The organism is Leifsonia stereocauli (genome assembly GCF_038432415.1).
Classification (GTDB): domain Bacteria; phylum Actinomycetota; class Actinomycetes; order Actinomycetales; family Microbacteriaceae; genus Orlajensenia; species Orlajensenia stereocauli.
The window spans coordinates 933,159-959,578 of the sequence record NZ_JBCAUN010000002.1 but is presented as its reverse complement, the minus strand read 5'-3'; the positions used below and the strand labels follow the sequence as shown (position 1 = coordinate 959,578).

The window sequence follows — 26,420 nt, the reverse complement described above, 5'->3', positions numbered from 1 at the left end:
CCATGCCGGTGCGATGGGAGTGAACGAAGTGTCCGGGGTGTCCGGCGTGGCGAGCCCGACGCAGCCCCAGCGCTCATCCCTGCGGCGGCGCCCCGATCGCACGCACCTGGCGCCGCGCCTCGTCGATGGTCTCGAGCACGGCGATCGAGCGGCGCAGCGGGTGCAGCGCTGACTGCGTGCGTCCCTCGCTGATCTCCCGGGCCACGGATGCCGCCTGCCAGGCCAGTCCGTCACGACCCTCGAGCCCCGACTCATCGCGCCAGAGCAGCTCGCCGCCGTCGGGGCCGACGAGGGCGAAGCTGCCGGGCATGAGGAACAGCGGGTCGATCTCGATGCGCGCTCGGGTTCCGAAGATGCGCGCCTCGGCCGTGGTCTGCACGAAGAGCGAGGTGCTGAGAAGCGCCTGCGCGCCCTCATCCCCGTCGAGCACGAGCGACGTCTGGCCATCGACGCCCGTCGCCGCGAGAGTTCCGGTCGCCGTGATGTCGGTGGGTGTGCCGAGCACGAAGTGGGCGAACCAGACCGGATAGATGCCGAGGTCGAGCAGGGCGCCGCCACCGAGTGTCGGGTCGAAGATGCGGCTGCTCGGGTCGAACGCCGGCTTGCCGCCGAAGTCCGCCGTCACGAGCTGCACGTCACCCAGAACCCCATCGGCCAGAAGCGAGTTGATCACCGTCGTCTGCGGCAGGAAGCGCGACCACATCGCCTCCATGGCGAAGACTCCGGCGGCCTCTGCGGCTTCAGCCACCTCCCGCGCCTCGGCGGCGGTGGTGCCGATCGGCTTCTCCACCAGCACGTGCTTTCCTGCGGCGATGGCGAGCAGCGCCAGCGTGCGGTGCTCGCTGTGCGGCGAGGCGATGTAGACGATGTCGACCGCCGGATCCGTCACCAGCGCCTCGTAGGAGTCGTACCAGTTGTCGATCCCGTGCGCTGCGGCGAAGCGCGACGCGCGCTCGGAGCTGCGGGATGCGACGGCGATCACCCTCTGGTCCGTGTTCGCGTGCAGGGTTCCGACGAAGGCATTCGCGATCATCCCCGGCGCGAGCACTCCCCAGGCCAGTGTCGGACCGCCACGCAGCGGGGCGGCAGTGGACGCCGGGAGCGTCTGCGGCAGAGAGGTCATGAACGCGATTGTAGGGGCGCGACGCGCCCGGTGGCGGCTCCGGCATCCTGTTCTGCGCGTCCGCCCATCGCAGAAAGCTGAGGAAATCTCTGCTCGGGCCCGGCCATATAGCAGGAAGTCCGATCCGATACCAGCCCGTTCGCAGATTCCCCACCATGTGCCAAGATTGGCGAGGCCCAAACGGGAACCCCCTCAACAGGGGTCATCGTGAAGCGGGCCACACGGAGGGTGCCGGTCACAAGTCGGCTCCCACAACAGAAAACGGGAACAACAGAATATGAATCTTCTTCTCATCATCGTGGCCGTCGTCGCCGTCATCCTGCTCTTCACGGGTGGATTCGTCTCGGCTCTCAACTGGCTGATCTGGGTCGGAATCATCCTGCTCGTCATCGCGGTCATCGCGTGGCTGCTGCGTGTCATCGGCGGACGCAAGTCCGTCTGATCCAAAGAACTGAGGGAGGGCCCGTGCGCATCGCGCACGGGCCCTTCTCTTGTCCAGCGGCCGTTCTGCTCGGGCGGCCATCCGGCCAGAGAGCGCGGAGTCTCAGCGTCGCACCTCGACGGCGGTGATCCCCGAGAAGCTGAGCCAGAGCCTGTCATCCGATTCCACGATCGTGGCCAGCACGTTGTCACAACTCGCGCAGCGCACCACCGTTCCCGGCGTTCCCTCCCAGACCATCGCCCGGGCGAGCACGTCGATCGTGCCGCAGCCGGCGCACCGAGCCGACGCCGTCGTCGGGTCGAAGCGGAACAGCTCCGAGAGCACGCCAGCGAGCGAGTTGCCGTCGAGATGCGTCATGACGTTCCTCCGAAGCGTTCCGTGCGGATGGACCGCGGATCGTGGCCCAGGTCGACGAGCCATTCCGCGACGGTCTCGACGAAGGTCGTGGACCCGCACAGGTACACGCGTGGGTTGTCCGACGCCGGGAAGACGGACGACTCCACCACGTCGCGCGTGATGCGGGCGGGCGTGACGGGCCAGCCGTCGGGTGCGCGCCGGGTGTAGATGAGGTCGACGCGCAGGGCGGGCACCCCGCCGTCGTCGGCGAGCACGTCGGGGAAGAAGACGTCGTCGGGAGTGCGCACCGAGTACAACAGGCGGAACGGCGTCGAGTCGTCTGCGGCCACGTGCGAGCGGATCATGGCGACGAGGGGAACGACACCCGATCCGCCGCCGATCAGTTGCACAGGGCGGGCGGATGCCGCCACGCGGCCGTCCCCCCCGGCATCGGCTGCCGCATCCGGACCCGCATCCGGCTCCCAGACGAACCAGCCGCCGAGGGGTCCGTGGATCTCGAGCATGTCACCCACCATGAGGTCGTCGACGAGGAACGGCGACACCTCCCCGTCGGGCAGCTTGTCGACGGCGAGGTCGACGCGGCTGCCGGGGCCCGCCGAGGCGATCGAGTACGAGCGCGTCGCCGAGTACCCGTCGGGGGCGGTCAGACGCACGTCGAGGTGCTGCCCGGCGATATTGCCCGGCCAGCCATCGACGTCGATGATGATGCGCCGGGCGCTCGGTGTCTCCGGGTGGACCTCGACCACCGTGCCGACGCGCCAGGCTGTGTCGGATGCGCCACTCACCAGTAGCGTTCCTCTTTCCACGGGTCGCCGTGGATGTGGTAGCCCGATTGCTCCCAGAACCCGGGCTCGTCATCGGCCATCATCACGAGGCTGCGCACCCACTTGGCGCTCTTCCAGAAGTAGAGGTGCGGCACGATGAGGCGTGCCGGCCCTCCGTGCTCGGGATCGAGTGGTTCGCCGTCGAACTCGAAGGCGATCCAGGCCTGGCCGTTCAGCAGTTCGTCGAGCGGCACGTTGGTCGTGTAGCCGCCGTAGCTGTGAGCCATCACGTAATCCTGGCTGGTCTCGACGTCAGCGAAGAGGGTGTCGAGCGAGACTCCGCGCCAACTGGTGCCGAGCTTCGTCCAGTGCGTGACGCAGTGGATGTCGGTCGTCACCTCCTCGATCTTCTCCGCCATGAGCTGCTCCCACGACCACGTGCGCGCCTCTCCGCTCTCGGGCACGATGGAGAACTCCCACTCGGCCGTGTCGATGTGCGGCGTCGGGCCCGCTGAGAGCACAGGGAAGTCGCCGACCTCCGTCTGCCCTGGTGGAATCCGAGGGTCGCGGTCACGCGAACGTCCGGAGAATCCTCGGGTGATGAACGACATCGGATCCCCTTTCGACTGCAGCACGGAAAAGGCGGCAGTTCCCTCACGATAGTGACGCCGAGGGAGTCGTGTCACGCAATGCGTTCGAGATTGATCGTAGGGTTGACGAATGACGCCGATCACGCTCGGAATCCCCGCCGTGCGGCGAGACCCGTCGGCGTCGCCGTCGACTCTCGGGCGACCGGATGTCACGGGGCTGGTCGATCGTTTCGGTCGCGTCGCCGAGGACCTCCGCATCTCGGTCACAGAGAAGTGCTCGCTGCGCTGCACGTACTGCATGCCCGCGGAGGGCCTGCCCTCGATTCCGCGCAATGACCTGCTGACGGCATCCGAGATCGCCAGGCTCGTCGGGATCGCCCACCACGATCTGGGTGTCAAGGAGGTGCGGTTCACCGGCGGTGAACCACTCACCCGCGCCGACATGGTCGAGATCGTCGCCCGCTCGCACGAGGTGGCGCCGGCCATACAGATCGCCATGACCACCAACGGCATCGGCCTTGACCGCAAGGCCCGGGCGCTCGTCGACGCCGGCCTCACCCGCATCAACGTGTCGCTCGACACTCTCGACCGCGAGCACTTCATCCGGCTCACCCGTCGCGACAGGCTCGACGCCGTGCTCGCGGGCATCGCCGCCGCACACGCGGCCGGGCTGACGCCGCTCAAGATCAATGCCGTGCTCATGCGCGAGACCCTGCACGATGCGACCGAGCTGTTGGCCTGGGCCGTGGCGCACGACTGCAGGCTGCGCTTCATCGAGCAGATGCCGCTCGACGCCGACGAGACCTGGCGCCGCGACAACATGGTCGACGCGGCCGAACTGCTGGGCGTTCTCGGCGAACGCTTCGTGCTCACTCCCGTCGCCCGCGAGGACCCGTCCGCTCCGGCCGAGCAGTGGACCGTCGGCGGCGGGCCCGCGACTGTCGGCATCATCGCCTCGGTCACGCGCTCGTTCTGCGCCGCCTGCGACCGCACCCGTGTCACCGCCGAGGGAACAGTGCGCTCCTGCCTGTTCGGCGACGACGAGACCGACCTGCGGGGTCTGCTGCGCAGTGGCGCGACGGATGCCGACATCGCCGACCGCTGGCGCGCCGCCATGTGGAACAAGCAGGCCGGCCACGGCATCGACGCTGCCGATTTCCATCGACCCGCGCGGTCGATGGGAGGGATCGGCGGCTAGGCGTGGCCAACGTGCACGTGCGCTACTTCGCCGCGGCGGCTGAGGCCGCAGGGCGCGAGGAGGAGGTGCTCGACGTCGACTCCGACGCCACTGTGGGCGACCTCGGCTCCGCCCTCGTCGCGCGCTACGGCCCGGTCATGGCACGCGTCGTGACGTCGGGCTCGTTCCTGGTCGACGGCCTCGCGACGCGCGACCCCGCGCGTCGTCTCGGCGCCCGCGTCGACGTGCTGCCGCCGTTCTCCGGGGGGTAGAGCGCGCTCGACCCGCACCTCCGTTCGTTGAGGACCGGACGAAGTCCGCGTCCGAAACGCATCAGGACCGAGGGCGCACCAGGGCGCGTCGACCGCGGGCTTCGCCCGGGCCTCTGCGAGCGGGAGCGCGGGAGTCCCTACAGGTTCACCCACTCCGTCGTGCCCGTCGCCAGGTGTTGGCGCTTCCAGATGGGCGTGCGCTCCTTGATGCGGTCGACCAGGGCCGAGCATGCGGCGAAGGCGTCGGAACGGTGAGCCGACGCCACGCTCGCGACCAGAGCGACGTCGCCGACGCCCAGCCGTCCGATGCGATGCGCCGCAGCCACGCGCACGCCGAACTCCCGGGCGATCTCCTCGCACACTGTGCGCAGGAACTCCTCGGCATCGGGATGCGCCTCGTAGTCGAGCAGCTCGACGCTCTCGCCGTGGTCGTGATCGCGGATGACGCCCTCGAAGGTCACCATCGCGCCATCCTGCGGCGTGAGCACGAAGGTCTCGATGACGGCGCGGTCGAGCCGGTCGGCCGTGACCTCGGCGAAGACGTCAGGCATGGTGGTGGCTCCGTTCGCGCCGCCCGCCGTGCCCGCCGCCGGCGAGCTGGTCGACGAGATGCGGCAGCACCTCGCCCAGCACGCCGAGGCCGTCGCGCACGCCGCCGGGCGATCCCGGCAGGTTCACGATGACGGTGTCGCCGGCGAGTCCGGCCACGGCGCGGCTGAGCGCCGCCGTGGGCGTCACGGCCCGACCGGCAGCGCGGATCGCCTCGGCGACCCCGGGCAGCTCGCGGTCGAGCAGGGCGCTCGTGGCCTCCGGCGTTCGGTCCTGCGGGTGCAGCCCGGTGCCCCCGGTCGTGATGATGATGCGCGGCGAGCCGGCGAGAGCTTCGGCCAGCGCCGTCGCGACGTCGGCATCGGCCACGACGATGGGGGCGTCGACCGCGTAGCCGGCGGCCCGCAGCCAGTCCGCGATCACGGGGCCCGTCGCATCCGTCGACGTGCCGGCGGCGGCGCTCGTCGAGGCCACGACGACGACGGCCGAGCCGGGCGACGGGACCACGACGGCAGCAGGCGCGGCGACGGCTGGACGCACGGCGGCCGCATCCGCAGCGGCATCCGTGCCCGGCGATTCGACGAGCAGGTCACCGGCAGCTCCGTCGGCCACCCAGTGTCCGCGCTTGCCGCCGGTCTTCTCGAGCAGCCGGATGCCGCCGAGCTCGGCGCCGGGGTCGACGGCCTTCACCATGTCGTGCAGGGTGAGGCCCGCGATGGCCACGGCGGTGAGGGCCTCCATCTCGACGCCCGTGCGGCCGGTGACCGACACCTGCGCGCGGATGTCGATGCTGTCGGCGCCGAAGCCGAACTCGAGCTTCACGGAGTCGAGCGGCAGCAGGTGGCAGAGCGGGATGAGCTCGCTCGTGCGCTTGGCACCCTGGATGCCGGCGATGCGTGCCGTCGCGAGCACGTCGGCCTTCGGCATGCCGTCGGCGATCACGAGCGCCACCACCTCGGGCGTGGTCGTGAGGCGTCCGGTGGCCACGGCGACCCGGCGCGTGACGGTCTTGTCGCCGACGTCGATCATGCGGGCGCGGCCCTGATCGTCGACGTGGCTCAACGCCGTGGCGTCGTGGTGCTCGTGCTTCTCGGTCATAGCTCCAACACTTCCACGAGATCACCGGCGGCGAGAGCAGCGACGGCTTCCGGAACGATCACGAGCACGTCGGCGGCGGCGAGGGCTGCCACGAGGTGCGAGCCGGGTCCACCGACGACCTCGACGACGCCACCCGGCATCCGACGCCCGCGGAGGTACTGCCGTCGACCGACGACGGAGGTGACGGATGCCGCCATCGCGCGCTGCTCGCGCACGGCGACGGGCAGGCCGGCGATCTCGCGCAGCACCGGCGCCACGAACAGCGCGAACGACAGCTGGCTGCTCACGGGGTTGCCCGGGAAGCAGATCACGGGCAGGCCGCGATACGTCGCCGTGGCCTGTGGACCACCGGGCTGCATGGCGACGGCGCCGACCCAGGCTCCGAGCGGCTCGAGCAGGTCGCGCACCACCTCGTGGTCGCCCATCGAGACTCCGCCGCTGGTGAGCAGCAGCTCGGCGCCGGCATCGATGGCGGCGTCGAACCTGGCGCGCAGCTCCTCGGCGTCGTCGCGCACGCGGGCGGCCGAGACGACGACGGCTCCGGCGGCGGCAGCGGCAGCCTGCAGTGCGATCCCATTGGAATCCGGGATCTCGCCGGCCCCCAGGGGCTGGCCTGGGGTGACCAACTCGGATCCCGTGCTCACGACAGCGACCCGCACGCGCGACCGCACGGCCACCTCGGTCAGCCCAGACGCGGCGAGGGCGGCGAGCTGGCGCGACTCGAGCAGCACCCCGGCGCCGAGCAGTTCGGCTCCGGCCGGGAGGTCGGAACCGGCCTCGCGGATGTACTCCCCCACCTCACGAGCGCGCCGGATCGTGACGGCATCGCCGTCGACCGTCGTGTCCTCCACAGGGACCACCGCATCCGCCCCCGGCGGAATCGGAGCACCCGTCATGATCCGGGTCGCCGTGCCGGGCTCCAGCGCCGACGGCTCGCCGGGAGCTGCCGCCACCTCGCCGACGATCGGCAGCGTGACGGGCGCTGCGGCCACCTCGACGGTGCGCACGGCGAAGCCGTCCATCTGGGAATTGCGAAAAGGGGGCAGGTCGATGGCGCTGTGGATGGCGTCGGCCGTCGCCCGGCCGCGTGCGTCGAGCAGCGGCAGGGTGTCGGCCGCTCCGCGGTCCCGAAGCGGGGCGAGCAGCGCCGCGACGCGCTCGGCGTGCTCCTCGACCGTGATGCGCTCGCCCATCAGTTCTCGCCCGCCATCAGCGCCGCCTCGCCATCAGTACCGCTTCATTCCCGGGTCGACGGATGCCGCCCACTCCTCGATTCCGCCGGCGAGGTGCGATGCCTGCGAGAAACCGCTCTGCTCGAGGAACACGAGGGCGTGCGCCGACCGAACCCCGAGATGGCAGTACACGACGACGGGGACGGATGGATCGAGCTCGCCGATCCGGGCGCCGAGCTCGCCGAACGGGATGCGCGTCGACCCCGGGAGCTCGGCGATCGCCGCCTCCCAGTCCTCGCGGACGTCGAGGAGAGCGGGCGGGTTCGCCCCGTCGAGCGCCACGGCGAGCTCGGGCGCCGAGTACGTGCGGGGGCGGGAGTCTGCCGCGCTTGGTTCCGGGACGACGGAGGTCGGAGACTTGACGGCGGCTGCGGCATCCGTCGCACCGCGAGCCGGGTCCCGGGCGTACGGCACCTCGCGGGTGCGCCCGGTGAGCGCGTCGTACACCGCGACGCGGCCGAGGAGGGGCTCCCCGATGCCCGTCAGGAGCTTCACGGCCTCGGCCGCCATGAGCGCACCGGCCACGCCGCACACCATCGGCAGAACACCGGTCAGCTCGCAGCTGTCGCCGTCATCGCTCGACTGCTCGGGGAAGAGGTCGCGGTAGTCGATGCCATGCGCATCCCAGGCGACGCCGACCTGCGCGCCGTAGCCCACAGCAGACCCCCAGACCAACGGGATGCCGAGGGCGGCCGCAGCGTCGTTGGCGGCGTAGCGGGCATCGATGCTGTCACTGCCGTCGATGACGAGGTCGACCCCGTCGAGCAGCACCGGTGCGTTCTCGGTGCTGAAGAGCACGGGGTGACGGATGACCAGAAGATCGGGGGCGAGGCGTGCAGCGGCATCCGCCGCCGAATCGACCTTGAGCCGACCGACGTCGGCCACGCCGTGAGCGGTCTGGCGCGGCAGGTTCGTCTCGTCGACGGTGTCCGGGTCGACGAGCGAGATGGTGCCGATGCCCACGGCCGCGAGCGCCGGGATCACGGCGCTGCCGAGACCGCCGGCGCCGATGACGAGGATGTGAGCGTCGGCGAGCGAGCGCTGGCCCGCGAGCCCGAAGCCGGCGAGAACGTGCTGGCGCGCGAAACGACGGGACGACGGATCGACGCTCGGAGCCATACGCCGATTCTGACACGGGCAGCCACCCGCATCGGGTCGCCCGCCCTGCTCGCACCGGCCCCTCCCCGCTCGCTGAGGCCCGGACGAAGTCCGCGGCCGAAGCGCCCGGTCCCGCCCCCGCGCGCACCGACCCCTCCCCGCTCGCTGAGGCCCGGACGAAGTCCGCGGCCGAAGCGCCCGGTCCCGGCCCCGCCCCCGCCCCGTGCCCTACGCTGCTGCCATGAGCTCCATCGTGCGCCGCGTGCTCGCCCCGAACCCCGGGCCGATGACGCTCGACGGCACGAACTCCTACGTGATCGCAGCCCCTGGCTCGGCATCCGTCATGGTGATCGACCCGGGTCCGAACGACGACGCCCACCTCGCCGCCCTCGCATCCTCCGGCCACGTCGAGCTCATCCTGCTCACCCACCACCACGCCGATCACGCCGACGGCATCGACGCCCTCGTCGCCCGAACCGGCGCCCCTGTTCGCGCCCTCGATCCGGCCCTCTGCCGCGACGCCCCGCCGTTGGTCGACGGAGAGCTCATCGACGCGGCCGGAGTGCGCCTGCGCGTGCTCGGCACCCCCGGCCACACGGCCGACTCGGCGTGCTTCCTCCTGCTGGGCGATACCGACGCCGCAGTCTTCACCGGCGACACGGTGCTCGGTCGCGGCACCAGCATCATCGCCGACCCTGACGGAGCCCTCGGCCCGTACCTGCGCTCCCTCGAGCGGCTGCAGGCGCTCGGTCCTGTACGCGTGCTGCCCGGTCACGGCCCCGAGCTCAACGACCTGGCCGCCGTCGCCACCGCCTACCTCGCGCATCGCGCAGACAGGCTCGCCGAGGTGCGCCGGGCACTCGAGCAGGTGGGCACCGACGCGTCGGTCGCAGCCGTCACCGACCTCGTCTATGCCGGAACCGATGCCGCTGTTCGGCCGGCGGCCGAGGCGTCGGTGCGCGCCCAACTGGCTTACCTGCGCACGATGTCGGACTGACATCGAGCGCCGCGAGCCCGGAACGCGCCATCACGATCAGGCAACCAATGCCACTCTTCTGCGCACCTTCTGTCAGAGTCGAACATGACGTGATGCACTCCGGGGACGGGAGGGTGCGCGCTGGAGGCATCCGCTGGCCGGATGCTCACTGAGAGAGGGGTGCAGGGGTGGGTGATTCCGAGGCTGAACGGCCCGCGAGGGGGCGAGCCTTCCTCGCGTTCCTGGGGCTGAGTGTCGCCGTAGCGGTGCTGGCCACCCTCGCAGTGACCCCTGCCCTGGCCATCGGAGGTCTGGCCGCAACGAGCAGTATCTCGATGTTCGAGAAGCTTCCCGGCTACCTCGAGATCAGCGACCTCGCCGAGAAGACCAACATCTACGCCACGGTCGACAACGCCCCTCCTTACCTGCTGGCCTCCTTCTTCGACCAGGACCGCGAGGAGGTCGAGTGGGAGAACGTCTCGCAGTACGCGAAGGATGCCGCCGTCGCCGGGGAGGATCCGCGCTTCTACGAACACGGCGGCATCGACATCCAGGGCACCCTGCGCGCGGCCCTCGTGAGCGTCTCGGGCGGCGACATCCAGGGCGGATCGTCGATCACCCAGCAGTACGTGAAGAACGTGCGCGTACAGCAGGCCGTCGCCACGGCGAAGACTCCTGAGGAGGAGGATGCCGCTGTCGAGTCGGCCATCAAACAGACCCCCGACCGCAAGCTCAAGGAGATGCGGCTCGCGATCGGCGTCGAGAAGAAGTACACGAAGGACCAGATCCTCCTCGGCTACCTGAACATCGCCTTCTTCGGTGGGCGCGTCTACGGAATCGAGTCGGCGGCCAATTACTACTTCGGCACCAGCGCTGCTGAGCTCTCCCTGGAGCAGGCGGCATCGCTGCTGGCGATCGTCAACAACCCCGAGAAGTTCCGCCTCGACAAGCCGGACAACGCCAAGAACGGCGCCGAGAACGGTTACGCCAGCACGAAGTCCCGGCGCGACTACATCCTCGACAAGATGCTCGAGTACAGCAAGGTCACGCAGAAGGAGCACGACGCAGCCGTGGCGACGCCGATCGCCCCCGTCATCACCGAACCGAGCACCGGCTGCACGAGCGCAGGCGGTTCCGCCTACTTCTGCGACTACGTCTATTGGACCATCCGGAACAACGAGGCCTTCGGCGCGACCGAGGCCGAGCGGATGAACCTCCTCAAGCGCGGCGGCCTCGACGTCTTCACCACCATCGACCTCAGTCTTCAGGGAACGGCCGAGACCGCCATGACCGAGCTGGTCCCGCGCACGGCGCCCGCCATCGACGTCGGTGCGTCGAGCGTGTCCGTCGAGGTCGGCACCGGACGCGTGCTCGAGATGACCCAGAACAAGATGTTCTCCGATGACCCCGAAGTCCTCGCCAACCCCGAATACAGCGCCGTGAACTACAACACCGACGGCGACTACGGCGGATCGGCCGGCTTCCAGCCGGGATCGACCTACAAGATCTTCACCCTCGGAGAGTGGATCAAGGAGGGGCACTCCCTCAACGAATACGTGAACGCGTACCGCCGCTCCGACTGGGGCACCTTCAACGACAGCTGCAACGGTCCAGTGTCCGACCCGTCGTGGAGCCCGCGCAACGACGAGGGTGGTGGCGGTGGCACGTGGACGGCCCTGTACAACACGCAGAATTCGGAGAACACGGGCTTCGTCGCGATGGCCAAGCAACTCGACCTCTGCGGCATCCGCCAGACCGCCGAAGCCTTCGGAGTGCATCGGGCCGACGGCAACCCGCTGCAACAAGGACCTGCCTCCATCCTCGGTACGAACGAGATCGCCCCCATCACGATGGCCGCGGCCTTCGCCGCCGTCGCCGCGAACGGCGTCGTGTGCGAACCGATCGTGATCGACAGGGTGCTTCGCCACGGCAAGGAGATCACGGTGCCGTCGGCGAACTGCGCACAGAAGGTCGACCCGAAGGTCACCTCGGCGATGGCCTACGCCATGCAGCGGGTCATGAGCAACGGCACGGGCTCGACCTCCGACTACCGCACTGAGCCGCACTCGCCGATGATCGGCAAGACCGGCACGAGCGACAACGCCGAGGCCACCTGGATGAGCGGGGCGAGCACCCGCGTCGCCACCACCGTCGGCGTCTACAACGCCAGCGGCCACGTGAATCTCCGCGACACCTACTTCAATGGCACGGAGGCGGCCGTCATCCGTCACCAGATCTGGCCCCGCATCATGTCGACGGCCAATGCGAAGTACCCCGGCGGCGAATTCGCCGACCCCGACGGCAGCACCCTCGTCACAGTGACGCGCGACGTCCCGGATGTCCGGGGCAAGTCGATCGTCGAGGCCGAGCAGATCATCGAGGACGCCGGCTTCAGCTTCGCCGACGGCGGCGCGCGGGATTCGGAGCTGCCGGCAGGTCAGGTCGTCGGCACCGACCCGTCTGGCTCGGCGCCGCGCGGCTCCCTCATCACGGCCTTCACGTCGAACGGCTCGCTCGTCGTCGTGCCGTCCGTCGGCTCGGATCCCCAGAGCGCTGCGAAGACGCTCCGCGACGCGGGCTTCACCGTGAAGACGTCAGAGCAGGCGACGACAGACTCTCAAACCGTCGGGAAGGTTATCTCCCTCGACCCGGCCCCCGGCACAGCCGTCGCGCCGGGCTCCACCATCACGATCGTGGTGGGGAAGGCGGCGCCGAAACCTGATCCGACGCCGAAGCCGGTGCCGAGCGACGGCTGAGCCCCCAGCGGGTGACCTGGCCTATCGCCTCCAGTGCGATGCCCGTCGTCATCTTCGAGGTGCCGTCGTGGCGTTCGACGAAGGTGATCGGCACCTCCCGGATGTCGGCGCCGGCGCGTTCTGCACGCCAGGCGACCTCGATCTGGAACGCGTAGCCGGCGCTCTGCAACCCGTCGAGATCGAGGGAGGCGAGGAACGGCGCCCGGAACGCCCGGTACCCCGAGGTGATGTCGTGCAGGTGCGACCGCAGCATCACCCTGGCGTAGGCCGTTGCGCTCCGTGAGATGAGCTTGCGGTACCACGGCCAGTGCACGGTGCGTCCGCCCGGAATCCAGCGCGCCCCGATCGCGAGGTCCGCGCCGTCAGTGATCGCGGCGATGAGCAGCACGAGCTCCTCGGGCTGATGCGATCCGTCGGCGTCCATCTCGACGATGATGTCGAACTCGCCGGAGTCGAGCGCACGGTGGAATCCGGAGATGTAGGCCGGGCCCAGACCTTCCTTGCGCGCACGATGGAGAACCTGCATCCGTGGTTCCGCTGCCGCCATCTCGTCGGCCAGTGCTCCGGTGCCGTCTGGCGAATTGTCGTCGACGACGAGCACCGACGGCTTCGACTCCGACGCCAGCACCCCCTGCACCAGCGGGCGCAGGGAGTCGACCTCGCAGTAGGTGGGCACGACGACCAGCACCCGAGGCGCGTCCGCGCTCACAGCGTCCGTCGTTCCGGCTGGACTGCGCCCATGTCGTTCATCAGTCCCATTATCGATGCAGATGGCGCTCGACCATGTCGAGCGCCCAGTCGAGGCGTTCCGGGGTGACAGTGGCGCGGAAGACGATGCCCCACATCTCGGCCAGCCTCTCCGACAGGTCGGCCCGCGCCGTGAACACCTCGGAGATGATCTGGATGCCCGTGAACGACGGGATGATGAAGCGCGCGAGCATCGCCGGGTCGGTGTCGGGCCGCAGGTCGCCGGCCGCGAGAGCCGCTCGCAGGATGGTCTCGAAGGTCGCCAGCCAGTCCTCGTACGGTCCGCGGATCGGCGCATCGAAGGTGGACGACTCAGTGGTGAGGCGGATGCCGGCCCTGGTGAGCGGATCGGTCTGCAAGCGCCGGGCCAGACTGGAGGAGATCACGACGGCGGTCTCGAGGGCGGCCTCGTTCGTGAGCGCCATGTTCGCCGCGGACCTGGAGGCCGCCTCGTGCTGCGCCTCGATCACGGCGCCGGCGAGCTCGTCCTTCGACCTGAAGTGGAAGTACAGGGCCCCCTTGGTCACGCCGGCCGCCGCTGCGATGTCGGTCAGGGAGGCTGTGGCGAATCCGTTCCGGTCGAAGGTCTCTGCGGCACCGACGATGATCCGCTCGCGCGTCGCACGAGCTCGTTCCTGCGTTGCCATCGGTCTCCTGTCAGCGGGCTGCCGACATGTTAGTCGTGGAAGCTATGGACGCAACTCAGCCTGCGAGGAGCTGTCAGGAACCCGCGCGAGCCGTCACTGCTCAGACGGAACTCGGCGCGGGCAGAAGGAAAGGGAAGCCCATGTCCCCCCGGGCTTCCCTTCCGCATCCGAATGGCGGATGCGCGGCGCAGACCCCCGTACGCGCCACCTCTGGAAAGCATAATCGAAACAAAACCAGTCGTTCGGAATGTTCACCCGCGCGAGGCCGTCTGTTACATGATCGGGATGGAGCGTGACGGATCGGCGGCCCGGACGGCAGACTCGTGTGCGATGCGCGTGCCTTTCGGCACTCCTCAGCGGTAGTTTGTGGTCAGACGCGCGGGCGGGCCGGGCGGAACGGGAGACAACCATCATGTTCAGCGACTTCTGGGGCTTCGTCTGGGTCTTCTTCTGGGCGTTCGCCTACATCGCATACCTGTTCGTGCTCATCTACATCCTCGCCGACATCTTCCGCGACAAGAGCCTCAACGGCGGGCTGAAGGCCCTCTGGATCATCGCGATGGTGTTCCTGCCGTTCCTCACGGCCGTGGTCTACCTGATCGCCCGCGGCACAGGCATGAACGAGCGGGCCGCCGCCAGTGCGAACACCGAGATCCTCTCCGAGGACCGCTCCTCGATCCAGGCGCAGTCCTACGCCGACCCGCAGGCAGAGATCGCGAAGGCCGCAGCCCTGCGCGACCAGGGCGTCATCACCCCGGGAGAGTTCGACGCCATCAAGGCCAAGGCCGAGGGTAAGAAGTTCTAGAGTTCGTTCTGACGCGGCACCACGACCTGCTTGATGATCAGCAGGATCGACGCTGCGACGGGGATGGCCACGAGCGCTCCGAGGATTCCGAGCAGTGATCCGCCTGCGAGGGCCGCGATCACGACGACGGCGCCGGGCACCGACACCGCACGGTTCATGATCCGCGGGCTCAGGATGTAGGCCTCCACCTGCATGTAGATGATGTAGTAGATGGCGGCGACGATCGCCGTCTGCGGACCGGAGATGAGGCAGGCCAGCACGATGATGACCGAGCCCGTGATGGTTCCGACCAACGGGATGAGCGAGAACGTGAAGGCGACGACGGCCAGCAGGATCGCGAACTTGGCGCCGATGATGGTCAGGAAGATCGCGCTCAGGATTCCGTTGCAGAGCGCGAGCGCCACTTGGCCCATGACGTACTTGCCGACGGAGTCGGTGATCTGGTCGGCGAGCTCGCTGAAGCGCGAGCGCTTCGTGGCCGGCACCAGCTGGTAGGTGCTGCGCTTGATCGCCGGGAGTGACGACGTGAAGTAGATCGTCAGGATGATCACGATGATCGTGGCGAAGAACCCGCTGATGATGCCGAGGCCCACCTGCAGCACTCCGCCGCCGATCTTCCCGGCGTTGTCCTGGAAGTAGGCGACCACGGAGTCGAGGTTGTCCTGGTTGACGATCGTCGGGAACTGCTGCTGCGCCTGGTGCAGCAGGTCGAGCGCGTCACCGCTCTGCACCCACTTCGTGATGCCCTCGATCGCCTGCGTCGACTGGTCGACGATCACCGGCACGATGGCCCAGACGAGGCCGGCGATGGCCGCCAGCAGCACCACCATCGTGGTGAGCAGGGCCAGCCAGCGCTTGAAGCCGCGACGCTCGAGGAACGAGATGAGTGGCTCGATGCCGAGTGCCAGGAACAGCGCGGCACCGATATAGGTGAGAATCGTCGCCAGCGACACGATCGACATCAGGATCAGGATGCCGAGGCCCACCCCGAGGGTGCCGATGAGCCCGAGGCGGAAGGCGTTCTGGATCTTCATGGCAGCTCCTGCGGTAGGGAATCCCAGTATGGGCTTCTGACCGGCGGAATTCAGCACCTTGACACGGCGCTTCGGAAGGCCACTCGATGACGGATGAAGCTCCGGATGCCGCGTGTCAAGGTCTCGGCATCCGCATCGCACCGGCGTACGCTCGCACCGAGCGGCGGTCACGAGACCGCGGCGGATGAGACGACGAGGAGCACCACGATGACCGACTCGACGCCGACCGGCGACAACTACCCCGACGAGCAGCCCGGCCGCGAGGCCGACGCCGCTGACCAGGTCGACGAGCAGTCGTTCAACCCAGACGACACCGCCGACGAACTCGAGGGCGGACGCGAGGAGCAGCCGACGGCCGAATAGACCCGGCGCGCCTCGCACGCATGCCTGGCACGGCTGTCGCGCTACGCCTCGTTCGAGCCGATCAGCACGGCCAGCCGGTCGAGCGCATCCGGCACCACCGAGAGCACCGAGACGTGGCCGTCCTCGGGTCGTGCCCAAAGCTGGGCGTTCGGCAGGCGGCTGAGCATCCACGACGCGTGAAGTCGCGGCACGACGCGATCGAGGTCGCCCTGCACGAGCAGCACCGGCGCAGCGACCTCTTCGAGGTCGAATCCCCACGGTGAGGCGAACGCCACATCGTCGTCGATGAGCCCGCCATCGCCCCATTGCGCGGATCGGCCGACGTCTTCGCCGAGCGACGACCACGCGCCGTCCAGGGCGGCGAAGTCGGCTGCGATGAACTGCTCGGGGTCGAACTCGTCGACCTTGGCGAACGCGGCGCGACCGGCACGTCCGCCGTCGAGCGCGGCCCGCAGTCCACCGGGGGCGACCATGCCGCCGAACCAGTCGAACCGCTCCGTGAACGGGGCGATGCCCGCGATGATCACAACGCCGCGCACCCGCTCGGGCGACAGCGCCGCGCAGGCGAGAGCGTGGGGTCCGCCCCCTGACGCTCCCATGACGGCGAAGCGCTCGATGCCGAGAGCATCCGCCACCGCAGTCACGTCGCCCGCGGCCGAGGCGACGTCGCGCCCCGGATTCGGCGTAGATCCGCCGTAGCTCGGACGCCCGTAGGAGACGAGGCGGATGCCGCGCTCGCGCGTGGCCGCGAGCACGGGCTCGAGGGGCGCCCCGGTCTGTGGGGAGCCGTGGTGCCACACGAGGGTGAGGCCCGAGGCGGCATCGGCTCCGGTGTCGTAGGCATGCAGGATGCGCCCGTCTGGCGTGTTGACGTCGAGCTCGGTGGTCATCCGGCGAGTGTAGACCGACGTCTCATCTCTGCGTCGTGCTGCCGCAGGCATGCGCCGATGTCTGCGATCATGAACCCCGATGAGCACCGAGAGACTGATCGCATGGGGCCACGAGATGCGGGCCGTGCACGAGCGGCTGCGGCAGGCTCTCGCCGCGGCGCGCGAGACGGTCGAGTCTGGCGGTGATACGGCATCCGTCGCCCGCGACATCCGCCTGTTCTGCTGGGGATTCTGCGTGGCGCTCGACGGCCACCACGCCAGCGAGGACACCGCCCTGTTCCCGGAGGTCGTTCGGCAGCATCCGGAGCTGCAGCCCATCATCGCCAAGCTCATGCAGGACCACCGCATGATCGCCCACCTCATCCGCGACCTCGAGCGCGCGCTGCAGTCGGGTGCCGAGCCAGCCCTGCTCCTGGGCCACCTCGACGGCATCGGCGCGATCATGACGTCGCACTTCGGCTACGAGGAGCGCCAGTTGCTCGGTGTGCTCGACACCATCGAGGTCTCGTCGACGGATGCGACCCCGCGCTCGTTCTTCGGTCCGCTCGCCGAGTGACCGCTCAGCGCTTCTGGGGCGGGCGCACTCCCTGCACGCGCCCGAAGCGGGCGGCGAGGGGCACGAGCACGAGGGGCTTCGCGAGCAGCCAGGCTCCCACCATCGCCACCACCGAGATCATGAAGATGATGAAGCCCACCCAGTCCTCGGAGTCCCGGGCGGCGTACATGATGTTGAGGTTGCGCAGGGCCCCGGTGGTGAGCACGAGGAAGACGTGCACGGCCGTGAACGCGAGGAAGAACAGCATCACGGGGTAGTGCAGTGCCCGCGCGAGCTTCTCGGGGACCACGCGCGACCACGCGCCCTCGAGCGGCCAGATCGGTGAGAGGCGCAGGCCCGTGATGATGGCGAGCGGTGCCGCGATGAACACCACGGCGAAGTAGCTGAGCAGCTGCGCGGCGTTGTAGGAGACCCACGAGTCCTCGACCGGCCAGTCGAGCGAGGCGTACTGGAGCAGCGCCGAGATGGTGTTCGGCACGATGCCCCAGTCCGTCGGCACTACGCGCACCCACTGGCCGGTGGCGAAGAGCAGCACGATGTACGACAGGCCGCAGAGCACCCAGAGCGCGTCGACGACGAGGTGCAGCCAGAGCGGGATGCCGAGGCGGCGCGGCGGGCGCTTGGTGCGCGGCCAGCGCGTGTTGTCGCGGGTCCAGAACGCCGGCGGGCGCACTCCCGACTTCAGCAGCATGCCCGTGCGCACCAGCATCACGAGAAGGAACGCGCTCAGGAAGTGCTGCCAGGCCAGCCACGCCGGGATGCCGACGGGTGACCCATCGGGCGGGGTCGTGCCGCCTGGGTACTCGGCGATGAAGGCTGCGACCTCCGGCAACTCCCGCAACCAGCGCGCGACCAGCACGATGACGGCGAAGGCCACGACCGCGGCGGGGATCAGCCACGCGAGCCGACGCATCGGCACGCCCGCGAACGTGGGGCGGTCGGGTTTCGGCACGTCTCTCACCTTCGCAAAGCAGCGGCGCGGATGCAAGCCGGCTCCCACCCTACGACCGGCGCCACGCTCGGTGTGCCAGCCTGAGCACATGGATCCAGCCGACCTGGCCCGTTTCGCTGCGGCGAGCGCCGGCATCCGCTCGCTCAGACGCGTGGTGTTCGTCGAGGGCGACAGCGACCGAGAGGCCGTACTGCAGTTCGCGCTCACCGTCGGGCGCGACCTGGGCGCGGAGGGCACGGCCGTGGTCGGCATGGGCGGCGCCAACAGCCTGCCGCGCTTCCTCGAGATCGCCGAGGCCAGCGGCCGCGACCTGGCTCTCGCCGGCCTGTGCGACGAGCAGGAGGTTCCGGTGTACCGCCGGGCTCTCGAACGGGTCGGGTTCGCGGATGCCGCGCACCCCGTGCCGCTCGAGACCCTGGGCTTCTTCGCCTGCAGCCACGACCTCGAGGACGAACTCATCCGCGCTCTGGGCATCGAGGTCGCGGTCTCCATCGTGGCTGAACAGGGCGAGGGCGCCAGGTTCGAGCGGATGCGCCGTCAGCCCGCTCAGCGTGAGCGGTCGCTCAACGCCCAGTTGCACCGCTTCATCGGCGCCGGTGCCGGTCGCAAGGCACGGGTGGCGCGCGCCTTCGCCGAGCGCATCCCGCCCGAGGGCATCCCGGCGCCGATCCTCGGGTTGCTCGCGGCGACACTTCCGGCGGAGGCGTAACGCGCTCCGCCGATCCCCGATACTGGGACGGACGCACGAGTCGCGTCCCCAGTCACACCGGAGGTCCCGTGCACGAGCAGAATCCCGCCTTCCACCCCGAGACTCTCGCCATCATCGCCGGTCGCCCGGCACGGGAGGTCGACGAGCCGCTCAACGTGCCCGTCACCCTCGCCTCCACCTACGTCGCCGGGGGCGAGCGCGAGTACGGCCGCTACGCGAACCCGTCGTGGACGGCCTTCGAAGACGCCCTCGGCGTCCTCGAGGGCGGGCGCTGCCTGTCCTTCGCCTCGGGCCTCGCCGCCATCTCGGCCGTTCTCGACCTGGTCGAGCCGGGCGGCACCGTCGTGGCTCCCCGCCGCTCCTACACGGGCACGGTGCTGCAGCTCGACGACCGTGCGCGTGAGGGGCGACTGAGCGTGGTGTACGTCGACATCGCCGATGCCGCCGCGGTGGCCGAGGCATCCGTCGGCGCCTCCATGGTCTGGATCGAATCGCCCACCAACCCTGCCCTCGAGCTCGCCGACATCCCCGCCATCTCCGAGTCTGCCCACGCGGCCGGCGCCATCGTCGTCGTCGACAACACCTTCGCGACGCCGGTGCTGCAGCGTCCGCTCGAACTCGGTGCCGACATCTCGGTGCACTCGGCGACCAAGTACATCGCCGGCCACAGCGACGTGCTGCTCGGTGCCGTCATCACGGCGACGGATGCGCACCACGACGCCGTGCTCGGCCGGCGCTCGCTCTACGGGGCGATCCCGTCGCCGCTCGAGGCCTTCCTCGCGCTGCGGGGCCTCCGCACCCTGTCGGTGCGCCTCGAGCGCGCGCAGGCCTCGGCCCAGGAGCTCGTGCGCCGCCTCGCCGATCACCCCCAGCTCGACGAGGTGCGCTACCCCGGCTTCGGAGCCATCATCTCGATCGTGGTGAAGGGCGGGGCGGACGCCGCAGACGCCCTCGTGCCGCGCACCGCGCTCTGGCTCCACGCCACCAGCCTCGGCGGCGTGGAGTCGACCTTCGAGCGGCGCCGTCGCTGGGCGGCCGAGCACGAGACCATCCCCGAGGGCCTCGTGCGCCTGTCGGTCGGGCTCGAGCACGTCGACGACCTCTACGACGACCTCGTCGCCGCGCTGGGGTAGGTGCCAGTGTCTCCGCCGCACCTTCGGCGCATCGGCCCGCGGTGCAACCCGGGCCCACGCGCGAAGGTGGGCCGTGGGGGCGCTCGACCCGGCTGAGGCTCAGGGTCGAATCGGGGATGTGACGGATGCAGCGACCCGGGGCCGTTTCCTAGCGTTGACGTCATGCACCCGGCCGTCGCCTCCTCCCTGCGCACAGTCGCGATCACTCTCGCGGCCCTCGTGCTCGGGGCGCTCACGCCACTCGGGCAGGGCGCCCTCCCGCCGGAGCTCTCCTCGCTGGCCAACTCCGCGTCAGGCTGGATGATCCCCACGGCGCTGCTCGTCTGGCTGCTCGCCCGCGGCTACCTCGAGGCGGCGATCGGCGGAGCCCTCGGCTTCATCGCCCTCACGGTCGGCTACACGGTGGCCTCTGCCTGGCGCGGAGTCGACTTCGACCCGCTGTTCTGGGTGATCGTCGGAGTCGTGGTCGGCCCGTTCATCGGCCTCGCCGCGCACGCCCTGCATCGTTCGCCGCTCTCCGCCGCCCTCGGCACCGGACTGCTCTCGGGCGTGCTCGTGGGAGAGGCGGTCTACGGCCTGACCGTCGTCGGCGACACCACGAGCCCGGTCTACTGGTGGATCACAGCGGCGCTCGGGGTCGCCCTGCTGGTGGCCACGGCGGCCCGCATCCGTCGCCCCCGACTCATCGTGCTGGCCACGGCACTGACGACCTCGATGGCCGCGGTCTTCCTTGTCGCCTACCAGCTGCTCGGGTCCGTTCCGCGATAGCCCGAGGCCCGACGGTCAACCGACGAACTGCTGTGACGCCGTGTTTCAGAGACCCTCGTGGCTGCCGAGTCGACGGGAGAGGATGGCCGCCATGTCTTCAGAGTCGACAACACCGAGCGCCCACCTCCCCCAGCGCCAGATCCGCTTCAACGCCTTCGACATGAACTGCGTCGCCCACCAGAGCTCGGGCATGTGGCGGCATCCGCAGGACCAGTCCTACCGCTACAAGGAGATCGGTTACTGGACCGAACTCGCGAAACTGCTCGAGCGCGGAACCTTCGACGGCATCTTCATCGCCGACGTGCTCGGAACCTACGACGTCTACGCCGGCAGCAACGAGGCCGCCATCCGCCACGGCGCCCAGGTTCCGGTCGCGGACCCGCTGCTGCTGGTCTCGGCCATGGCCGCGGCGACTGAGCACCTCGGCTTCGGCGTGACGGCCGGCACTGCCTACGAGCACCCGTACCCCTTCGCCCGGCGGATGTCGACTCTCGACCACCTCACGAACGGCCGCGTGGGCTGGAACGTCGTGACCGGATACCTGCCGAGCGCCGCCCGCAACATGGGGCACGATGACCAGCTCGAGCACGACGACCGCTACGACCACGCCGACGAGTACCTCGAGGTGCTCTACAAGCTCTGGGAGGGCTCGTGGGAGGACGACGCCGTCGTGCGCGACCGCGAGACCGGCGTGTTCACCGATCCGTCGAAGGTGCACGAGATCGGCCACAGGGGCAGGCACTTCACCGTGCCCGGCATCCACATCTCGGAACCGTCGCCGCAGCGGTCCCCCGTCATCTACCAGGCGGGTGCCTCCTCGCGCGGCATCGGGTTCGCCGCGGCGAACGCCGAGGCCATCTTCGTGGCCGCGCCCACCAAGGAGGTGCTGAAGTCGACGGTGGCCCGCATCCGCGATGCCCTGGAGGCAGCAGGACGCGACCGCTATGCCGCTCGCATCTACACCCTGCTCACGATCATCACGGATGCCACTCCCGAGGCCGCGCAGGCGAAGTACGAGGACTACCTCACCTACGCCAGCGAGGAGGGCGCCCTCGTGTTCATGTCGGGCTGGATGGGCATCGACCTGTCGCAGTACGACCTCGACGAACCCGTCGGCAACGTGCAGTCGAACGCGATCCGCTCCGTCATCGCCAACTACGAGGAGTCGGCGAAGAACGGCGAGGTTTTCACAGTGCGCGACATCGCCCGCGGCGGCGCCATCGGCGGCCTCGGCCCCACCATCGTCGGGTCGGGCGAGGAGATCGCCGACACCCTGCAGGAGTGGGTGGACTACACCGACGTCGACGGATTCAACCTCGCCTACGCCATCACGCCGGGCACGTTCGAGGACGTCATCGAGTTCGTCGTGCCCGTGCTCCGCGAGCGCGGCGCCTACCCGACCGAGTACGTCGAGGGCACGCTGCGGCAGAAGCTGCACGGACGCGGCGATCGCCTGCCGGCAGAGCACCGCGGCGCCCAGTACCGGGTGGGGGCCTCGGTCACGGCCTGACGCTGGGGCCGCCGCAGAGCGAGCGCATCCACACGGCGACGTGTCGGTCGATGCCCGTTCACGCCTGATGTTCCCGTGGTTCACCGGGAGCTGGCAGGTTGTGCGGGCGCGCATCGCGCACCCCTCGAGAAGGAGATCCCATGCCTCATCGCTCCCCCCTGTTCCTGCGCGGCGCCGTTGCCGTGACCATCGCGGCCACAGCTCTCGGCGGCCTCGCTGCTGCGCCGGCCATGGCAGCCACGACGAAGCCGTCGGCCTCTCCGTCAGCGTCGGCTCCGCTTCACATCCTGCTCACCAACGACGACGGATGGAACGCCCCGGGCATCACCGCGGTCTACAACGCCCTCGTGGCCGCCGGGCACGACGTGACGATGTTCGCGCCGTCGACCAACCAGAGCGGTGTCGGCGCACGCGCGACCTTCGGCGGCACCCTCGAGGTGACGCACCCCGAGGAGGGCAGGTACGCGATCGCCGGGTCCCCGGCCGATTCGGTGGAGGCCGCGCTGTCGACCGTCTACGCCGCAGGAGCCCCCGACCTCGTGATCTCCGGCACGAACACCGGCCAGAACATCGCCGCGGCGACAGTGCACTCCGGCACGATCGGTGCTGCAGTCACAGCGTTGAACGACGGGATCCCCGCGATCGCCGTGAGCACCGAGACCAGCTTCACCAGCGCCGCCCAGCCGCCGTTCGACGCGACCGCGGCGTTCGTCGTGAAGCTCGTCACGCAGCTTCAGAAGCAGGCCGGCACTGGCAAGCGTCTGCTGCCCGGCGGCCTCGGGCTCAACGTGAACTTCCCGATCGTGGAGAACGGCGGAGCACCGAGGGGCGTAGCGCTGACCAGCACCGGCATGGGCTTCCTCGACGTCGTCGACTCCGGCGTGCTTCCCGCCGTGGGCGCCACATCGTCGATCACCGTCAGCGTCAACCCCGCCGTGCCCGAGACCGTGAAGAACGCGGATTCGACGGCTCTCGCCGCAGACAAGATCGCGATCACGCCGATCACCGGCAACTACGACACAGTGCCCAGCGTGACGCAGCTGAGCAGGCTGGTGGCCGGGCTCCGCTGACCTCACGGAGGGTGACTCAGCGCACGCGCCGGGTCACCCTTCGCCCAGTCGGCAACGCCGGTCGCATGCGCCCGCTGCCACGCCCTACCGTTGACGCATGGAGCCGCATCGCCTCAGCCGCACCGACGCGCACCGCATCGCCGTGCGGGCGCAGCTGCTCGATGCCGACCGCCCGACCGACCTGCTCGCGCTCGTGCGACACCTCACGCTGCTGCAGATCGACCCGACGGCGGCCGTCGCGCCGAACGCCGACCTCGTCGCCTGGAGCCGGCTCGGCAGCGCGTATCGGCCGGAGCACCTGACACAGGCACTCGAGCAGGACCGCACCCTCGTCGAGTTCGAGGTGCTCATCCGCCCGGTCGAGGACCTGCCGTTGTTCCGGGCTGGCATGGCTTCGTATCCGAGTTACGAGCGCAGCCGGCTGTGGTTCGAGCAGAACGCGCAGTTCCAGCGCGACGTGCTCGAACGACTGCGCGCGGCCGGGCCTCTGACATCCCGCGAGATCGCAGACACCTCGGTGGTTCCGTGGCCGTCGTCGGGGTGGAAGAACGATCGCAATGTCACGCAGATGCTCGAGTTCCTGGTGTCTCGTGGCGAGGTCGCCATCTCCGCCCGCCGCGGACGCGAGCGCATCTTCGACCTCGCCGAGCGTGTCTACCCGCCCTCCGCCGAGACCATCTCGGCAGAGGAGGCGATCCGCATCCGCAATGAACGCCGGCTCGCCTCTCTCGGCCTCGCTCGTGCGAAGACGACGGCGTTCCCGATGGAGCCCGGCGACGTGGGCGCCGCCGGCGAACCCGCTGTCGTCGAGGGAGTGCCCGGCGAGTGGCGCGTCGATCCCGGTCAGCTCGCACGGCTGAGTGAGCCGTTCGCCGGCCGCACCGCCCTGCTCTCGCCGTTCGACAGGCTGGTGCACAACCGCCAGCGCACGCTCGAGCTCTTCGAGTACGAGTACACGCTCGAGATGTACAAGCCCGCCGATGCCAGGCGCTGGGGATTCTTCGCGCTGCCGATCCTGCACGACGACAGGCTCGTGGGAAAGCTCGACGCCAAGGCGGACCGCAAGGCCGGCGTCCTCACCGTGAACGCCGTGCACGAGGACGTTCCCTTCACGACACGGATGCGGTCGGCCGTCGACGCCGAGATCGAGAGCCTCGCCTCCTGGCTGGGGCTCGAGCTGCGCGGCTGAGTGCACTCGCGTCTGCGACCGAGCCTCGGCCGCCGAGGCTATTCGCGCAGCATGGCCCGCAGCGTCTGGACGGTGTCGGCATCCGTCGCCGGCTTGTCGTCTCGATAGCTCTTCACGCGGGCGAACCGCAGCGCGATGCCGCCGGGGTAGCGGCTCGAGCGCTGCACGCCGTCGATCGCGATCTCGACGACCGTGATCGGCTCGACCCAGACCGTGCCGGCCGTGCGGCGCACCTCGATCTCCTGGAAGCGCTCGGTCTGCCAGCGCAGCAACGCATCGGTCAGCCCCTTGAAGGTCTTGCCGACCATCACGTAGTCGCCGGGTTCACCGAACTCACCGGTGGGATCGAGCGCTCCGAGATGAAGGTTCGACAGCAGCCCGGTGCGCCGCCCCGAGCCCCACTCGCACGCCAGCACGACGAGGTCGTAGGTGTGGACGGGCTTCACCTTGATCCAGCTCGACCCGCGTCGGCCGGCGGCATACGTCGAGCCGATCGCCTTCACGACGACGCCCTCGTGGCCGGCCGCCAGGGCTTCACGTGACACTCTCTCCGCCACCTCGGGATCGCTCGTGACCTCGCCCGGGATGCGGTTGGCCGGCGCTATCCGCTCGAGCTCGGCGATGCGGATCGCCAGCGGTTCGTCGAGCAGGTCGCGCCCGTCGAGGTGGAGCACGTCGAAGAACCACGGATGCAGCACCGTCGAGCGGGCGGCATCGGCGCCGAACGTCGACATGGTCTCCTGGAACGGTCGCGGCGCTCCGTCCTCGTCGAGGGCGAGCGTCTCGCCGTCGAGGATGACGTCGTGGACGGGCATCCGACGCACGACGTCGACCACCTCGGGCAGTCTGCGGGTGATGTCGGCGAGGTTGCGGGTGAAGACGCGGATGTCGTCGCCCGAACGGTGCACCTGGATGCGGGCGCCATCGAGTTTGAACTCGACGGATGCCTCTCCGGTGGCCTCGAGTGCTGCCGCGGCGCTGGCCGCTGTTCCGGCGAGCATGGGGAGAACTGGCCGGCCCACGACGAGGCCGACCGAGTCGAGCTCCTCGGCCGTGCCGGTGAGCGCCAGCCGTGTGGTCTCGCCGAGGTCGCCCGACAGCATCGCGGCCCGGCGAACGCTCGCGATCGGCCGGTCGGAGGCCCGGGCCACGGCGTCGGTGAGCACGCCCTCGAGTGCGCCGGTGCGCACCTCGCCGAGGAGCACTCGGCCGATGAGATCCTGTTCGGTCGCCGTCGCGCGTGCGGTGAGAGAACGGAGCACGTCGGCGCGCGCCCCCGCCGAGCCGCCACCCGACGTCGCGAGCAGCTGGTCGAGCACGGTATCGAGGTCGGCGATCGCGAGTGATGCTTCCTCTGCGGGCGACCCCATGGCGGCTTCCATGCCGCGCCAGCCGACGCCGACCCGCCCCTGGCGGGGCTTGCCCACCAGGAAACCGACGGCCGGTGCGATCTCGTCGGGCTCGAGGCGGCGCAGCAGCTCGGCCAGGGCCTCGACCTTGGCGAGGCGCGAGCGCGTCGCAGTCACGGCATCCGTCGTCGTCACAAGCTCGTGGAGCAGCACCGGCTCAGTCTGTCATCGCCCGCCGACATGAGTGGGGGCATTGACACGGAT

The 26,420-nt window shown here is 69.7% G+C and carries 28 protein-coding genes; 14 read left to right on the top strand and 14 right to left on the bottom strand.

From position 1 onward, the window contains the following. Positions 1-73 precede the first annotated feature (73 nt). Positions 74-1,123: a Gfo/Idh/MocA family protein gene (locus tag AADV74_RS13395; protein WP_342114858.1), complete on the bottom strand. Its 1,050-nt coding sequence runs from the start codon at positions 1,121-1,123 to the stop codon at positions 74-76. Positions 1,124-1,400: 277 nt separating this feature from the next. Between AADV74_RS13395 and AADV74_RS13390 the strand changes: the two genes are divergently transcribed. Further along, positions 1,401-1,565 carry a DUF4175 domain-containing protein gene (locus tag AADV74_RS13390; protein ID WP_162241224.1) on the top strand — a complete coding sequence of 55 codons (165 nt, stop codon included), beginning with the start codon at positions 1,401-1,403 and terminating at the stop codon, positions 1,563-1,565. Positions 1,566-1,667: 102 nt separating this feature from the next. Here AADV74_RS13390 and AADV74_RS13385 read toward each other — a convergent pair whose 3' ends face one another. From AADV74_RS13385 to AADV74_RS13375, 3 genes are read right to left on the bottom strand one after another with little or no spacing between them, the layout of a single operon-like run. Beyond that, positions 1,668-1,922, bottom strand: a complete 255-nt coding sequence (locus AADV74_RS13385) for a DUF6510 family protein (protein ID WP_342114855.1) — start codon at positions 1,920-1,922, stop codon at positions 1,668-1,670. Beyond that, entirely contained in the window at positions 1,919-2,707 is a 789-nt protein-coding gene (locus AADV74_RS13380) for an FAD-binding oxidoreductase (RefSeq protein WP_342114853.1), read from the bottom strand. Before AADV74_RS13380 ends, AADV74_RS13385 begins: the two co-directional genes overlap by 4 nt. Continuing rightward, on the bottom strand, positions 2,704-3,297 hold the full coding sequence (locus AADV74_RS13375) for a molybdopterin-dependent oxidoreductase (protein ID WP_342114852.1): 594 nt from the start codon (positions 3,295-3,297) through the stop codon (positions 2,704-2,706). Before AADV74_RS13375 ends, AADV74_RS13380 begins: the two co-directional genes overlap by 4 nt. A gap of 109 nt (positions 3,298-3,406) precedes the next feature. Between AADV74_RS13375 and moaA the strand changes: the two genes are divergently transcribed. Together moaA and AADV74_RS13365 are read left to right on the top strand one after the other, a co-directional pair. Then, the gene (moaA, locus tag AADV74_RS13370) at positions 3,407-4,474 is read left to right on the top strand and encodes a GTP 3',8-cyclase MoaA (protein ID WP_342114851.1); all 1,068 of its coding nucleotides are present in this window, start codon (positions 3,407-3,409) and stop codon (positions 4,472-4,474) included. A gap of 2 nt (positions 4,475-4,476) precedes the next feature. Further along, positions 4,477-4,725 carry a MoaD/ThiS family protein gene (locus AADV74_RS13365; RefSeq protein WP_342114849.1) on the top strand — a complete coding sequence of 83 codons (249 nt, stop codon included), beginning with the start codon at positions 4,477-4,479 and terminating at the stop codon, positions 4,723-4,725. A 137-nt stretch (positions 4,726-4,862) separates the two neighbouring features. On the opposite strand, the gene AADV74_RS13360 is transcribed toward AADV74_RS13365, so the two are convergent. The 4 genes from AADV74_RS13360 to AADV74_RS13345 are packed head-to-tail and all read right to left on the bottom strand — an operon-like array spanning position 4,863 to position 8,723. Then, positions 4,863-5,276, bottom strand: a complete 414-nt coding sequence (locus AADV74_RS13360; protein ID WP_342114847.1) for a molybdenum cofactor biosynthesis protein MoaE — start codon at positions 5,274-5,276, stop codon at positions 4,863-4,865. Beyond that, entirely contained in the window at positions 5,269-6,372 is a 1,104-nt protein-coding gene (moaCB, locus tag AADV74_RS13355) for a bifunctional molybdenum cofactor biosynthesis protein MoaC/MoaB (protein ID WP_342114846.1), read from the bottom strand. Before moaCB ends, AADV74_RS13360 begins: the two co-directional genes overlap by 8 nt. Next, positions 6,369-7,565, bottom strand: coding sequence for a molybdopterin molybdotransferase MoeA (locus AADV74_RS13350; RefSeq protein ID WP_342114845.1), 1,197 nt, complete (start codon positions 7,563-7,565; stop codon positions 6,369-6,371). The genes moaCB and AADV74_RS13350 overlap by 4 nt, the downstream gene beginning before the upstream one ends. 33 nt (positions 7,566-7,598) lie before the next feature. Next, positions 7,599-8,723, bottom strand: a complete 1,125-nt coding sequence (locus AADV74_RS13345) for a ThiF family adenylyltransferase (RefSeq protein WP_342114843.1) — start codon at positions 8,721-8,723, stop codon at positions 7,599-7,601. Between the two features lie 220 nt (positions 8,724-8,943). On the opposite strand from AADV74_RS13345, the gene AADV74_RS13340 reads away from it, so the two are divergent. Both AADV74_RS13340 and AADV74_RS13335 read left to right on the top strand, forming a co-directional pair. Further along, positions 8,944-9,699, top strand: a complete 756-nt coding sequence (locus AADV74_RS13340; protein ID WP_342114841.1) for an MBL fold metallo-hydrolase — start codon at positions 8,944-8,946, stop codon at positions 9,697-9,699. Between the two features lie 167 nt (positions 9,700-9,866). After that, positions 9,867-12,434 (top strand): transglycosylase domain-containing protein, encoded by a 2,568-nt coding sequence (locus tag AADV74_RS13335; protein WP_342114839.1) that lies wholly within the window; start codon positions 9,867-9,869, stop codon positions 12,432-12,434. Here the strand turns inward: AADV74_RS13335 and AADV74_RS13330 are convergent. Both AADV74_RS13330 and AADV74_RS13325 read right to left on the bottom strand, forming a co-directional pair. Further along, positions 12,364-13,143: a polyprenol monophosphomannose synthase gene (locus AADV74_RS13330; RefSeq protein WP_342114837.1), complete on the bottom strand. Its 780-nt coding sequence runs from the start codon at positions 13,141-13,143 to the stop codon at positions 12,364-12,366. The two genes, AADV74_RS13335 and AADV74_RS13330, sit on opposite strands and share 71 nt — an antisense overlap. A 49-nt stretch (positions 13,144-13,192) precedes the next feature. After that, positions 13,193-13,828 (bottom strand): ScbR family autoregulator-binding transcription factor, encoded by a 636-nt coding sequence (locus tag AADV74_RS13325; protein ID WP_342114836.1) that lies wholly within the window; start codon positions 13,826-13,828, stop codon positions 13,193-13,195. Positions 13,829-14,240: 412 nt separating this feature from the next. Here AADV74_RS13325 and AADV74_RS13320 point away from each other — a divergent pair, with 412 nt between their 5' ends. After that, on the top strand, positions 14,241-14,633 hold the full coding sequence (locus tag AADV74_RS13320; protein ID WP_342114834.1) for an SHOCT domain-containing protein: 393 nt from the start codon (positions 14,241-14,243) through the stop codon (positions 14,631-14,633). Here the strand turns inward: AADV74_RS13320 and AADV74_RS13315 are convergent. Next, on the bottom strand, positions 14,630-15,667 hold the full coding sequence (locus AADV74_RS13315; RefSeq protein WP_342114833.1) for an AI-2E family transporter: 1,038 nt from the start codon (positions 15,665-15,667) through the stop codon (positions 14,630-14,632). The two genes, AADV74_RS13320 and AADV74_RS13315, sit on opposite strands and share 4 nt — an antisense overlap. Positions 15,668-15,772: 105 nt before the next feature. Here AADV74_RS13315 and AADV74_RS13310 point away from each other — a divergent pair, with 105 nt between their 5' ends. After that, a complete protein-coding gene (locus tag AADV74_RS13310) occupies positions 15,773-16,030 on the top strand; it encodes a hypothetical protein (RefSeq protein WP_342114832.1) in 258 nt (85 codons plus the stop codon). A gap of 41 nt (positions 16,031-16,071) precedes the next feature. Here the strand turns inward: AADV74_RS13310 and AADV74_RS13305 are convergent, their stop codons facing one another. Then, entirely contained in the window at positions 16,072-16,920 is an 849-nt protein-coding gene (locus AADV74_RS13305; protein WP_342114830.1) for an alpha/beta fold hydrolase, read from the bottom strand. Between the two features lie 79 nt (positions 16,921-16,999). On the opposite strand from AADV74_RS13305, the gene AADV74_RS13300 reads away from it, so the two are divergent. After that, positions 17,000-17,476 carry a hemerythrin domain-containing protein gene (locus tag AADV74_RS13300; RefSeq protein ID WP_342114828.1) on the top strand — a complete coding sequence of 159 codons (477 nt, stop codon included), beginning with the start codon at positions 17,000-17,002 and terminating at the stop codon, positions 17,474-17,476. A 4-nt stretch (positions 17,477-17,480) separates the two neighbouring features. Here AADV74_RS13300 and AADV74_RS13295 read toward each other — a convergent pair whose 3' ends face one another. Next, positions 17,481-18,389, bottom strand: coding sequence for a cytochrome b/b6 domain-containing protein (locus AADV74_RS13295; protein ID WP_425287306.1), 909 nt, complete (start codon positions 18,387-18,389; stop codon positions 17,481-17,483). Between the two features lie 127 nt (positions 18,390-18,516). Here AADV74_RS13295 and AADV74_RS13290 point away from each other — a divergent pair, with 127 nt between their 5' ends. From AADV74_RS13290 to AADV74_RS13265, 6 genes are all read left to right on the top strand, one after another. Further along, positions 18,517-19,137 (top strand): TOPRIM nucleotidyl transferase/hydrolase domain-containing protein, encoded by a 621-nt coding sequence (locus AADV74_RS13290; RefSeq protein ID WP_342114825.1) that lies wholly within the window; start codon positions 18,517-18,519, stop codon positions 19,135-19,137. A 68-nt stretch (positions 19,138-19,205) separates the two neighbouring features. Continuing rightward, positions 19,206-20,270, top strand: coding sequence for a trans-sulfuration enzyme family protein (locus AADV74_RS13285; RefSeq protein ID WP_342114823.1), 1,065 nt, complete (start codon positions 19,206-19,208; stop codon positions 20,268-20,270). Between the two features lie 162 nt (positions 20,271-20,432). Then, positions 20,433-21,038, top strand: a complete 606-nt coding sequence (locus AADV74_RS13280) for a DUF6518 family protein (RefSeq protein WP_342114822.1) — start codon at positions 20,433-20,435, stop codon at positions 21,036-21,038. 91 nt (positions 21,039-21,129) lie between these two features. After that, entirely contained in the window at positions 21,130-22,548 is a 1,419-nt protein-coding gene (locus AADV74_RS13275) for an LLM class flavin-dependent oxidoreductase (RefSeq protein WP_342114820.1), read from the top strand. A 140-nt stretch (positions 22,549-22,688) separates the two neighbouring features. Continuing rightward, positions 22,689-23,618, top strand: coding sequence for a 5'/3'-nucleotidase SurE (surE, locus tag AADV74_RS13270; RefSeq protein ID WP_342114819.1), 930 nt, complete (start codon positions 22,689-22,691; stop codon positions 23,616-23,618). 97 nt (positions 23,619-23,715) lie between these two features. Then, complete coding sequence (locus tag AADV74_RS13265) at positions 23,716-24,807, top strand: DNA glycosylase AlkZ-like family protein (protein WP_342114817.1); 1,092 nt, start codon at positions 23,716-23,718, stop codon at positions 24,805-24,807. Positions 24,808-24,845: 38 nt separating this feature from the next. On the opposite strand, the gene AADV74_RS13260 is transcribed toward AADV74_RS13265, so the two are convergent. Further along, positions 24,846-26,369, bottom strand: coding sequence for an ATP-dependent DNA ligase (locus AADV74_RS13260; protein ID WP_342114816.1), 1,524 nt, complete (start codon positions 26,367-26,369; stop codon positions 24,846-24,848). Between the last annotated feature and the right edge of the window lie 51 nt (positions 26,370-26,420).